This is a genomic window from Shimazuella alba, assembly GCF_009831235.1.
GTDB classification, from domain to species: domain Bacteria; phylum Bacillota; class Bacilli; order Thermoactinomycetales; family Thermoactinomycetaceae; genus Shimazuella; species Shimazuella alba.
The window spans coordinates 1-12,878 of sequence record NZ_WUUL01000022.1; the positions used below are offsets into that span (position 1 = coordinate 1).

Here is a 12,878-nt window from a genome sequence, read left to right on the forward strand (position 1 = left end):
TTCGATTTTTTGATGATTTCGTGCAAAAATTTATCCTTTCCCATACGAAAGCACTTCTGAAACGAATTTCAGAAGTGCTTTTTCTTCGGTCTGCAAGCCCTAACAAGGGCTTATTTTGGTGTGGATACAGATTTTTTCTTTTTCACTGGAGGAAGAATTTTTTTCGGATTTACAGTGCGTTTTCTCTCCCAGGTCGATTCATCTTGTGGATCAAACTGCTCCAAAAATTGAACAACTTCTCGTGTAATTGGAGTAGGAGTAGAAGCACCAGCAGTTACACCTATCAACTTTTTTCCTTCCAGCCACTCTAGTTGAATTTCGCTCACATCTCCTACCCGATATGCTGGAACACCTGCAATATCCATAGATACTTGAGCAAGTCTGTTGGAGTTATTACTCTTTGGATCTCCTACAACAATTACCAAATCCGTACCAACTGCTTGTTCTGCGACAGCTTCCTGACGTTCTTGTGTAGCTAGACAAATCTCATTGTGGATTTCTACTCTTGGAAATTTCTCTAGTACTTTATTCATTAGCTGTTTTGTATCCCATTGACTCATGGTCGTCTGATTGGTGACAAGCAATTTTACATCATCTGGGAATGCAAGATCTTCAATATCGGATTCATTTTCGATCAAATGTACATAGCCTGGCGCTACACCTTGTGCCCCTTCTGGTTCAGGATGTCCTTGCTTCCCGATGTAGATGATGTGATATTCATCTGCTACTTTTTCCCGAATCAGGTCATGGGTTTTCGTCACATCTGGACAAGTTGCATCTACAATCGTCAATCCCCGTTCTCTTGCTCGCATACGAACCTCAGGAGACACACCATGAGCTGTAAAGATAACGGTTCCTTTCTCTATCTTCTCCAAAATCTCTAAGCGATTTGGACCATCCAGTGTAATGATTTCCTCATCTGTAAATGCATCAACTACATGTTTATTATGAACGATCATCCCTAAAATATAGATAGGTCGTGGTAAATCTAGATTACGCGCAGCTTGTCGAGCTAATACCATCGCATCTACAACACCATAGCAATAGCCACGCGGAGTTATCTTTTTCACATCCATCTGAAAAACCTCCCAGTAGTCAAAACTATTATATCTAATCCAAATAAGGTTGCAAACTTGTTAAATGATGAATCGATACACGTACCATTACAATATAACCCAAAAGTTGGGCGATTTGAACAGGTACATTTGCTTGAAGGCATACATACGATATCGTGTCATCAAACAGAAGGGATTGTGATTAACGATGGAACAAAGACCACCCGTGAAACCTGTTTTACCACCAATGCCTCCTATGAAACCAATACAAAGACCACCATATCAACCACCGTATCAACCACCACATCAACCGCCGTATCAACCACCATATCAACCACCAAAGCATCATTATAGACCACAGCATCAACTACCATGTGATCCAAAAATGTTACATCATATGTATCGTCACATGAAAATGTGTCATCGCTATGAAACACAAATGCTAAGAATGTATATGAAATGGTGCAAAGAACAATGGAAGCACCGTCATCATAAACATCATCACAACCCTTGTGATAATCCTTGTGAATCTTCCTCTTATCGCCGGGAGTCTTCCTCTTCCTCTCATCATCATCATGATACTGGTTGTGGATGCTAGTAATATTATTGGCGGGAGTCCCGCCTTTTTTTGTTGTGCACACTTACATGTAACAATGCATGAAAGACAAGCCCTTCATGAAAAAACCTTGCCCTATAGGCAAGGTAACCGTTTTATGATTTAGATGAATTCTTGATTCGCTCACGAATATACAAGGTTGCAAGTACAAATGAAATACCCATAGAAAATATAAGTAGAGCAGATGAGTCCAGAAAAGATTCATTCATTTTTGACCATAACCTCCTTATCCTTAGGTGATTATCCTCACTCCATACTATAATATTTTTTTAGTGACGAATGGTGATCTATTACTAAATCGTCATAAAATGTTGATACTCTTTTTCACAAATTCCACCTTATTATACACGAAAATCACCTTTAAAACCCAATAATCACCACAATATCACAAGAATAACTCCATTAATCTTTGTTAACCTGTACACAACCAAATCAAAAGGCTATTTCTATGGTAAAATAAATACATAGTGTGCGAACAAGGATGTGGATTTACCATGTTTAAGAAAATGATGGCCAAATTAGGAAAAGGATCGGCTCAGGTTGATTTAGTTTTGTTTCAAGCTGAAGTCCCCCTTGGCGGTCAAGTTAAAGGTGAGTTGGTATTAAAAGGGGGAGCAGTAGAACAAGTTATCAATAAAGTAGAAGTTGAATTATATTTTGAATTGAAAACAAAAGACAATAAGACCATAACACATTTAATCGCAGTCATCCCATATCAAGCATCCTTTCTCATCCAACCCGGACAACAGCGCGTAGTTCCATTTGAACTACCTATACCAGAAGACTTATTAGTCACAAGTCCTTCAGCCTCCTACTATCTCACAACACATTTAGATATCCAAAGTGGCATTGATTCGTCAGATAGAGATGAAATTATTGTTACCCCTTCCTTCGACCTGATGCAAGCCTTGTTAGCATTTGAGCAATTGGGTTTTCAAGAACATTCTTCTTCCCGTTTATTTAATGGTGTAACACAAGAATTTATCTTTTCTCCTACTACTTTTTTACTTGACAAGTTAGAGCGTATGTCCTTTATTGTCGCTTTAGATCCTGATCAAATACGACTGTTGCTGACCCTTCATATTCATTCATTTTTTGGAATGAATGAAAAACATCATGAAATCATCCTCCCCCTCTCTTTACTTGAGGACTTAGGTAAATGTAAATCTTATTTACAACATACCCTGTTTGAGCTAGTGGAAGGAAAAGAACAAAAGAAAAATTCATCACCAAAATCTTCTTTTGTGGGTGCAATGGGCAAATTTGTTAATGATCTTGTCCGAGAGTTTGATCCCCGTAAAAAATAAGCTACGGATGTTGTAGCTTATTTTTTGTTAATAAAGATTTTTTCTTATGGGAATAATGGCTATCTTGTATAGGAGGTACTGTTTTACTCATATGTAGTGCTTATTGTATACTCTTCGGCATACCTATCGAGGTGATGCGATAAACAATCACAATGATGGCTTACTAGAAAATAGTATTGTGTCACTTTTTCCACTTCATCCTCCACAACAAAATCCCTGCCACTCTTATAAAAGTAAAAGACGAAATTTAGGTGCTTTTTTTCTTCTGCCCACCATAAAAAGCGTATATACTCTACCCTGCTCGAAGTGTAACTTTGGAACATGATAGATCATTTGATCCGTATTTGCTAAACGAAAAAATAATGGTGATTGGCAAGAAGGGAGGGTTAAAAAACGAGCATCGCCAAACCTTACATCCGAAAATAAAACTACTTGATCTGTAGAAATACTGATCGGTGAAGTATCAGGAGCCAATTGAACCATACGGAGCTTGGCTCTACCGATAACCGGAACAGGATCATCTATGTACACAGATAGATATGGACAACTGTTTTTCTCTGTTAAAGCCAATGTAAAGCATCTTATCTCTTTGAGATTTACAGTTGTTTGCCATATGATTTGTTCAGGATGCATCAATTTCGTAATGATGATAGTAAATGTTTCTGCGGGAACTGCAAATGGGAGTGTTATTTGACTAAAGGCCAAAGAGCTGATCCATTTTCTATGATCTATATATATATCAACTTGAGATGGCAAAACAGACGAAGCATGTAACAGTCGACAAGTAGGAATATACCGCTCTATTCCGATCTGTTTTTCATTTCCCACTTTCTCTTTCACTCATCTCCTCTCTCCTAACATCGGCACTCCTCTTTGTTTATTTACATAAATTCTATTTGTATGCTTTCTTCTATCAAACATGCCCCTCTCGATCCCGCACAATTAAAACGCGTAAATTAGATTCGGGTGACTCACCCATTACATATACAGAAAAAACTCTACTTGGTTCCAAACGATAGATTGGAGAGTGAAAGACGATATTCTTTGTACCTGAAATACGCAGTGAAAAATTCGTAGTTTGTGGAAGAATGGCACGATATGGACTAACACTCATATATCCATTATTGGAAAAAAAACAAGACCCACTTATGTTGACCAAATCCATATTAGGTCCCCTTGTCAGAAGATGTATAAACCGGAGATATGGACCTGAACTATTATTCGGTTTTAGCAAGCCATCTTCCACTACAAATATTTTTTTCGGCTGCAAACAGACGGTATAACATCTGTTTTCCCTCACAGATATCATCCGACGATGAATAGCTTTTGTTTGGTCTCCCATGCGAAATACTTCAACCCAGTTATCTCCAGCAGGCAGTTGAATGTACTGGGTTATAGCTGTAGAAGGAAGTGCTTTGGTACATAAATTATCGTTAATATAGACATCAAATTCGCCCATCTGTGTACTCGCATGAAGAATTCTAACCCCTGCTGACACCACATCTCCCCCCTCATCCACAGCTCTATATACCTTTATGCTAAAAAGAGGCTGCCCATGTTAGAAATATAAAGAAAACTTACTGTACATCTTGCTTTTAAAACACTTTATCAAAAAGAAAAAGCAATCCAATGAAAGGATTGCTCATCTATTTTCAGGCGTATATCTAACTAGATTAACGCCAATATTTATTTGGGGTCCAGCTTTCATATAGAGATCTTGACCTACTAAAACCAATCGATAAAGGTTGGTAGTGTAAGGAATCCTCCACACTTTCCAAGACTTCGGATCGATTTTAAACAAACTACCATCGGTTGTTACATATAAATATCCATTGGGATGGAAAACGAGCGATGCACCTGTTGAAACACCACCCCTAACTAAGGAAGCTTGTCTTAGCGCTTTCTTACGCTTAGGATCGAATTGAAATAGAATTCCATCTGATACACCCCAAAGTTTCCCATCTGGTCCAACCGTCAGTCCACTGATACGAAGAGGAATTCCATCGACCAATGGATTATACTCGGCTAGCTTTTTATTTGTCTTGGGATCAAATTCAAAAAGTACAGCCTTAGAAGCTTTCGGAGATGTTGCATCCCCGCCTTCGATGCTCGTTCCAACCCATACATGTTTATCCTTCACAGCAAGTGTAGCGATTGTTTGATCAGGAACAATATTCCGAAAGACTTTTGGCTTGCCCTTTTTAACTAGATCATAAATGGAGAGTGCACCTCCCCAAGTACCATATTCTGACCTTGTCCCAATAAATAACTTCTCATCGTACGCCACAATGGAAAGCGGTCGAATTTGCTCTTGATCCTTTAAACTGAAAAGCATACTTGGATTTTGTTTCACTCGCCAAGATTTACTAGGATCATATTCCAATATTTTTCCTTCAGGATAGGTACCGACATACAATTTGTTTCGGTCCCAAATCCATCCTTCCACTTGGCCCAATCCAGGAAACTGATTGTGTTTTCCTGTTTTGGTATCATATATTCCCAAAGAACCGTTGATATAAGCACTGGAGTATACTTTCTCATCTGGGCTTGCAATAACATGATAAAGATCCAAAGGTTGGGGAGGAAAAGGTAGCGAAAACTCTTCATGAACACCTGTAGTTGGGTTGTAGCGAAAAGCCCTGCCATCATAATTTCCAACCATCCCAACTAGTGTTTTCCCCGGAAAATTTGGTTCGTTATGAAACTCTTCCCAACCCCAACTGATTACATTACTAGCCAACGATGCGCCAGGGACAGGTTCATATATTTTTGTGTTGATATCGTATCGATAAAGCTGATATTTATATGAAAAATAAATGGATCTTCCATCAGGGGCAAGTGGTGACACACCACGAGAACCGATCGGAAAATACTCTTGCTGCTTTTTGGTAACACCATCCGTCACGATATCTGGTTTCCCAGAAACAGGATCTAAAATAAGTTCTCGGAAAGAGGGCTCTAATTTCACAAATAATTTATTCCCCACAAAATCTAGATCATACGCAAATGAATCTGTTTGGTATTCCATTGGGAGAATAGGCGTTTTTACACCAGAAATAAGATCATATCTCACTACATTTGCTCGTACAGCACCAATACCAGCATACAAAACGTTATTGGATGTATCCAATGCTAAATCCCTTGCATAGACATCTGGAAATACAGAACCAAGATCAAGCGACTTCCCTGTTGTATGATAAGCAAAAACTTTCGCTGATCCATAGGAACCGCCATAAACTGTTCCCTCTTTACCTGGTGTTAACCCATATAAAACATTGCTCCCAGATGGAGAAAAGCCCATATCTGTCAGTACTTCTGTGATTGGATCATAGCGATAAACGTGGCCATTGCTATATGCGCCTATCCAAACTTTCCCATCGGTTGCTACTGTAATCGTCCACACACCTTTTGCACCAGGAATAGGGATCACTTTTTGGACTTTTCTTGTTTGCAAATCTGCTATGACCAATTTACTTGGATTTCCAACAATAGGAGCATACACGACCGGTTTTCCTTTTGAATCTTTTCCAAAAGCTGATTTATAAAGCGTAAGATCGGAGACTTGCGGACCTAGATCTACGATTTCATCTGCATAAACTGTTCCATGCAACCACACACCAATACCTAGACCAACATAAAATAGAATAGATCGAAAGACACTGCGTTTTTTATTTCTATCAGATTTTTTCATGATACTCTTAGTCTTGCTACATTGATCTATCTTATTCCTAGATTTTGGAATTCCATTTATCAAATATCTATGTTTAAAAGAAAAATAATATCGATCCGGGCAGAAAAACTATGGATATTCCTTCTGCCCGGGAAGCAACTCGCTAGGTTGTCAATTGGTTATGTACCACATCGACACCTGAACGAATTACCTCTGACATCCAATCTGGAAGATTTGCAGCTTCCAGATTTCCAATTTCTACCCAGTCAAAAGACACATGACTAATAAGATTTACTTCGGTGCTGGTAGTCGCTGCTCCATACCAGGAAACAGTTCCAGGCCGATTCGGAAGAGAACGTTTTTTGATGTAACGAAGCATATGAGTTGACAGGGAAATCCCTGTTTCTCCAAAAACCCTCCGAACCAGTCGGGCCCTCTCGATGTCATAACGAAGTTTCTTGCCCTTTTTCACAACTCCACCAGGGAGATCATGACCATCTGGAGACTCTGGTCTGAAATCACCTGGGAATCGCTGCAGAACAAGAACTCTCCACTGATCAGTTTCTGGGATAGGGTTAGTAAGATCATCTCCGACATGATAGATGACCGCCTTTGCCACTACCTTCATTACCTTCGTCTTCAGTTGCTCTTTCAGCAACAGTGGGCTTACAGCCGTAGTCATGGTTTGCCTTTCTGCTGTAGAGATCTACTGTTATCGTAACTTGCAGATCAGACATATCGCAAGTATTTTTCAAATATAAAAAATTGTTTCTATTACTTTGAAAAAAGTTTTCATGATATGAAAAAGCCATACCTCTCATTGGCATGGCTTGCTTAATAGTAGTAAAAAAATAATGGCGATCTGGACAGCAGATCCTTGTTCTACTGTCCAGTTGATTCGTTAGTTAAATCGCTTCGACTCAAGAGTATCAACCCCCAAACGAATCAGCCTCATCATCCATTTCGGAGGATAAGGGGCAACCGTTTTCAACTGACCGATTTCGATCCAGTAAAACTTTTCATGTTCTTTTGGATTGAGCTTGACTTGTCCACCTGTATATGGTGTCACAAACCAGTGAATAAATCCACTTCCCAGCTTTAGTTCCTGTCTCTTAAGGAAGTTCAGATCCTCTACTTTTATCCTGAGTTCTGTTTCCTCTCGCGTTTCGCGAACAGCACCTTGTTTGAAAGATTCACTCCTTCTTACAGTACCTCCAGGAAAATCAAGGCCTTGTTGAGATTCTGGTCTGCGATCACGCTCGATTCGCTGAAGAACAAGTACCTTCCACATATTCGGGTCACGTATGGGGTTTGCAAGATCACCCATATCGATGAGGACAACTTTTGCTATCCTACGAGGCTCTTTCTGTGGTGAAAAAAACATATCAAGCCTTTCTCAAATAGCAACCTACTTCTATGGTACTTGTAAGCGTATTAACAAGCAAGTCCTTTTTAAAATTTTGAAAAATGCAATCTCAATTTCAGCGCTTTAACGTATTAAAATACAATAAAAAGTCTATGAACCAAGTAGTTTTTGGATGTAACCTCGTAAAATACTCATATATTCACTGTTATTATTTATCTTTTTTCACTGGAAAAATATATGCTATTTAATCATAATTTTTACTGTTTTATTACATATACCTGCTCATTATGGTATCCTTATCCATCTCGTTCACATAAAATTTACAATTTACCGTTTCGAATACCGATTTTATCCCTACTATTTATGAAATACTTCTGTTTTTCTACATAAAAAATCCCTCATAGTAGATGAAACCCTGTTTTTCCACAGCCGACTACGAGGGATAAATATTCTATTATTGTTCACCAGACTCTACTGTTACTGGAGCAAGCGGCTTCTCAGCTGGACCTTCTATCACTTCTCCGTCTGTAGAATAACGGGAACCATGACAAGGACAATCCCAAGTTCTATCTCCATGGTTCCACTCCACTTCACAGCCTAGGTGAGTACAAGTTGCATCTACGACATGCAAGGCTCCATCCACATCACGATATGCGCCACATTTTTCTCCACCTACCATGACAATTGCGCCTTCATCGGGGTTTAAGTCGGCCGGTTCTTTAAATGTCAATCCAACTTTACCAGCAACGAGAGATCCAGCAACATCCAAATTTTCGACTATTAATGTTCTTAAACTAGGGTCAGCTTGAAAACGCGATGGATCGTACAAAGCTTCATATGGATTATCTCGTTCCATGATCAAATCTGTAATCAACAGAGCTGATACCGTGCTGTGTGACATTCCCCATTTGCGAAAGCCTGTAGCCACAAATATATTTTCATGTTTTGCAGTTAATCTACCTATGTAGGGGACTTTGTCTAATGTAATCAAATCTTGAGCTGACCAGCGATATGGATATTCCTTAATCCCTAATGTATCTTTAGCGAATTTCTCCAGGATTTCATAGTGCTCCATCGTACAAACACCCTTACCTGTTTTATGCGACTGCCCCCCAACTAATACATACTGTTCCCCATGAATGGTTACTTCTCGCAAAGAACGAGTAGCTGGATTATCGATCGAAAGATACATACCACCCGGATACGACTTTTCGGGTTTAATGGCTAATACATATGAACGATCTGCATGAAGACGGGCAAAATACCCCCCTTTATCATAACAGGGAAAGTGCGAGCATATGACTACTTGTTTACAGTGAATTCTATGCTGATCACGGGTGATAACCGCAGGAGATTGTCCTTCTTCCACATCAACCACGGTGGTATTTTCAAAAACTTGTCCCCCTGATGCTATAAACTGATCCAGCAGACTTCGTAAATATCGAAGAGGATGAAATTGGGCCTGGTTTGGCATGATCAGTCCAGCTTTTTGTCCTAAATCGAGTGGTAATTTATCCACATATGCCCCCTTTATCCCCAGTGTTTCATAGGCTTTTGCTTCTTTCTCTAGCTTCTCCATATTTGCATCTTCGATCGTATACAAATATGCATCCTCTTGTTTAAAGTCACAGTCGATCGCGAGTTGCTGAATCGTATCTTCGATGAACTTTTTTGCTTTCATATTCGCTTGATAATAGTCTTCTGCCTTTGCTGAGCCAAAATGTTGAATCAATTCATCATAAATAACATCATGCTGAGCTGTTATTTTTGCTGTGGTATGACCAGTTGTCCCATTTCCAACCTTGCCTGCATCGAGCAAAATCACTTTTTTCCCTTCTTTAGAAAGCAAGTATGCGGTTGTTATCCCAGCAATACCCGCTCCTATCACAACTACATCAGTTTGGCTATCACCTTTTAACCTAAAATAGCTTTGAAAAGGATTTGGATCTCGCCAATACGGCTCAGGATAAATCGGTAATTGAGTGTTCATCTAACATCCTCCATCGTCCATGCAATTATTCATTCTCTCCTTGGTAAAATTCACCGAAAACAAAAATGTTATGCATGACCCAATCCTATGAATACTTTATCTTAAAATCACCACTTACCTTGCAAATTACAAAGCAAACCCTCACTATAGATAGAAATGCATGTATTCTAATGAAAAAGGAAGTGCTTACCATTCGATTTCTTAGACACATCGATAAACAAGATAAGGAATTTTGGGAGACGTGTAGTTTGGTGCGGTATGATGATCTGGAAAAAGTAAAAGAAAGATTGTATACATATCCAGATCAAGCTAACCAAAAGACAGCCAATGGTATTACCCTTCTGTATTTTAGTCAAACGGAGCGAATGGCAACGTTCCTGATCGAACAAGGGCTTTCCGTCCACGAAAAAGATGAATGGGGCAATACCCCACTACACCTAGCTGCTTATGAAGGTTTTACAGGAGCTGCTACTGTCTATATGAAAAACGGCGCAAATGTCCACGTAACAAATCGTTGGGGTCAGAAACCTCACCAAATAGCTTCTACCCCTGCTACCTGCGATGTATTTATCACAAATAGACAAAACGCACAGAAACGAATAGACCAAAATCTGCAAAATGTTTCTCTTTATGATGCAGCGCGACAGGGAAAAGAACAGGCTATACGATATATGCTTGCATCTGGTGTCGATCCCAATCTGCTAAACCATGAAGACTTTCAGGTAGACCGATGGGAAGATACGCCTCTGTACCATGCTATCTATATTGGCTATCATCGAATTGTGGATCTTTTCTTACAGTATGGAGCCAATCCAAATGTACACAGTCGTGTATCCTTATACCGCTCCGCTTATAATGTCGCTACGATACAAGCACTGCACAAATATGGAGCAAAAGCTACCCCTGCACAATTAGATGATGCTTGCTGGGAAGCAGTTGTAAATGTCGGGAATAATGCGATGCTACAAGAGTTAATTTCTTATGGAGCTCCGTTGGTTAAAGACTATATCATACACGATGCGATAAGAAGGGTAGATCAAACGACAGAAGAATACCCAAAAATAGTGAAAACATTAGTCAAACATCGACCAGAATTTTTAGATTCTATCAGTAAAATAGATGAAACCCCTTTGTTAAAAGCAGTCGATATGGATAATCAGTTGATGGTAGAGTGCTTGATAGAACTAGGAGCGGATGTCAATAAGCCAAATAAGAAAAACGTGACCCCTATCTTATCAGCGAGCAGACGAGGCAATACAACACTGGTAAAAAGGTTGATCGAACAGGGTGCAGATGTTATCTCTACGGATGACACTGGTTTTTCTGCGTATACATGGGCAGTGTTTAACCGAAGATCAAAGACAATTGAAGCAATGAGAGATACTATGAAAGCAAAAGAACTTCCTATCCCAAAAACCCCTCTCCCACCTAAACCTGAAGATTTTCATCACGATACAAGTGATTTCACCCATTTTTTTCATGATGACGACTGGAATGACGCTGTTTTTATTCGCTGGAATCAAAATAAATTTTTAACATTTGCCTATCAATTTGGGTTTCACAATCGTTATGTTGCGATCCATGAGACTCCTGCCGATCAAGTAACTTATTTTTTTTCACGTGATGAGCTTATTTTGCAAACAGTGGATCAAGAAGAAATCATGACGGTAACTCAATATTTCGCTTTCCACTCAGATTACCCTGATGCATGGATGACTTACATCAACTGGTGGGATGAAGAATCGGGTGTAGATTATACCCAGTTTCATTTCCGCTGTCCGAACGAGCTGCTAGAAGAAACTAGGAATATCATTCAAGAAGAAGATTTGATCACTGAATTCACCTTGGATAATATCGAAGAAGGTCACCCCGTCCGGCAACTATACACCTATAGTAAAAAATGTTTACAGACTGGGTTAGATGAGTTATGGCAAACCTCTTTTTATAACAATGAAATATCATAGAGAAAAGGAACACATCTCTTATTGATGTGTTCCTTTTTTATATGGCATTTCCTTTATATACAGGCACGTTGGTTGGATCTGACGAATCAATCAACCAACGCACACCTAGGAAAGGGATCTACATCCCATTATTTTGCATGTGCAAGTTCCTTCTCCAAGCTCATTACTTCGTTTTGATTCCGTTGAGCAATTTTTCCCTTTCCACTCACCTCGCGTTCCTTCTGCTCAGATTCCTTCTTTCGCTGTTCCTTACGCCAGATCATGTGAATCAGATAAATGAAGTAAAGAACCACAATGGAATAAAAAATAATATGCCCTGTAGGCTGGGAAACGACATATGTGCAGTAGTACACGACACTGGCAGTTGCGTGAATCATGGCAAAGAACAAACCGAGATCACACAAAGCAAGAAACCGGTTCATCCAAATCTCTTTCACCACCGGCCACTTTGTTTTCCAGACGAAAAACAGAAGGTTCATCAGCAGCAAAATGTCATGTGGACTGAGATCACAAATGGTCAAAAAATACCTTTTCCCCTGTGAACATTTGGATTTGCAAAGGACAAAAACAATACGAGACAGATCGGATAGCACTGGCATGCGAATGCTCCCTCTTCCTAAGCGAACTAACTTACTTCCTATTTTACTGAAGATATCTGAGAGATTATATATTCTATAAAATATTTTTGCTGTTTTCTATTCTCATGCTATGAGTCCTGATTTATGCTTTGTATATTTATTAATAAATATGTATAAAAAAAGAAACCACTAGTAACAGAATTAATACAAACCCACTTTAATATAAGAGAAAACAAAAAGGAAAAAGATTCATATTGCTTAAAACAAAAAAACGAATATAATATTTTTATGCATCACAATGTATTTAAATACATTTTGATCTATCTTCTATT

The 12,878-nt window shown here is 39.1% G+C and carries 11 protein-coding genes; 2 read left to right on the plus strand and 9 right to left on the minus strand.

Annotation, left to right across the window (positions count from 1 at the left end; genetic code table 11):
- Nucleotides 1-110: 110 nt before the first annotated feature.
- Together GSM42_RS19645 and GSM42_RS19650 are read right to left on the minus strand one after the other, a co-directional pair.
- Nucleotides 111-1,076 (minus strand): 4-hydroxy-3-methylbut-2-enyl diphosphate reductase, encoded by a 966-nt coding sequence (locus tag GSM42_RS19645; protein WP_160803256.1) that lies wholly within the window; start codon nucleotides 1,074-1,076, stop codon nucleotides 111-113.
- 233 nt (nucleotides 1,077-1,309) lie between these two features.
- A complete protein-coding gene (locus GSM42_RS19650; RefSeq protein WP_160803258.1) occupies nucleotides 1,310-1,696 on the minus strand; it encodes a hypothetical protein in 387 nt (128 codons plus the stop codon).
- 469 nt (nucleotides 1,697-2,165) lie between these two features.
- Here GSM42_RS19650 and GSM42_RS19655 point away from each other — a divergent pair, with 469 nt between their 5' ends.
- Entirely contained in the window at nucleotides 2,166-2,978 is an 813-nt protein-coding gene (locus tag GSM42_RS19655; protein ID WP_160803259.1) for a sporulation protein, read from the plus strand.
- A gap of 225 nt (nucleotides 2,979-3,203) precedes the next feature.
- On the opposite strand, the gene GSM42_RS19660 is transcribed toward GSM42_RS19655, so the two are convergent.
- The 6 genes from GSM42_RS19660 to GSM42_RS19685 all read right to left on the minus strand — a co-directional run bounded on the left by GSM42_RS19660 (nucleotide 3,204) and on the right by GSM42_RS19685 (nucleotide 10,004).
- Nucleotides 3,204-3,818, minus strand: coding sequence for a DUF4397 domain-containing protein (locus GSM42_RS19660; protein ID WP_160803260.1), 615 nt, complete (start codon nucleotides 3,816-3,818; stop codon nucleotides 3,204-3,206).
- Between the two features lie 73 nt (nucleotides 3,819-3,891).
- Nucleotides 3,892-4,476, minus strand: a complete 585-nt coding sequence (locus GSM42_RS19665) for a DUF4397 domain-containing protein (protein ID WP_160803262.1) — start codon at nucleotides 4,474-4,476, stop codon at nucleotides 3,892-3,894.
- Nucleotides 4,477-4,620: 144 nt separating this feature from the next.
- Nucleotides 4,621-6,669: a hypothetical protein gene (locus GSM42_RS19670; protein ID WP_160803263.1), complete on the minus strand. Its 2,049-nt coding sequence runs from the start codon at nucleotides 6,667-6,669 to the stop codon at nucleotides 4,621-4,623.
- A gap of 142 nt (nucleotides 6,670-6,811) precedes the next feature.
- Nucleotides 6,812-7,330: an NUDIX hydrolase gene (locus GSM42_RS19675; RefSeq protein ID WP_160803264.1), complete on the minus strand. Its 519-nt coding sequence runs from the start codon at nucleotides 7,328-7,330 to the stop codon at nucleotides 6,812-6,814.
- A gap of 219 nt (nucleotides 7,331-7,549) precedes the next feature.
- Nucleotides 7,550-8,032 (minus strand): NUDIX hydrolase, encoded by a 483-nt coding sequence (locus tag GSM42_RS19680; protein WP_160803266.1) that lies wholly within the window; start codon nucleotides 8,030-8,032, stop codon nucleotides 7,550-7,552.
- 436 nt (nucleotides 8,033-8,468) lie between these two features.
- Nucleotides 8,469-10,004 carry an FAD-dependent oxidoreductase gene (locus GSM42_RS19685; RefSeq protein WP_160803267.1) on the minus strand — a complete coding sequence of 512 codons (1,536 nt, stop codon included), beginning with the start codon at nucleotides 10,002-10,004 and terminating at the stop codon, nucleotides 8,469-8,471.
- 170 nt (nucleotides 10,005-10,174) lie between these two features.
- Here GSM42_RS19685 and GSM42_RS19690 point away from each other — a divergent pair, with 170 nt between their 5' ends.
- Complete coding sequence (locus tag GSM42_RS19690) at nucleotides 10,175-11,968, plus strand: ankyrin repeat domain-containing protein (protein WP_160803268.1); 1,794 nt, start codon at nucleotides 10,175-10,177, stop codon at nucleotides 11,966-11,968.
- A gap of 128 nt (nucleotides 11,969-12,096) precedes the next feature.
- Here the strand turns inward: GSM42_RS19690 and GSM42_RS19695 are convergent, their stop codons facing one another.
- Entirely contained in the window at nucleotides 12,097-12,567 is a 471-nt protein-coding gene (locus tag GSM42_RS19695) for a hypothetical protein (protein ID WP_160803270.1), read from the minus strand.
- Nucleotides 12,568-12,878 lie beyond the last annotated feature (311 nt).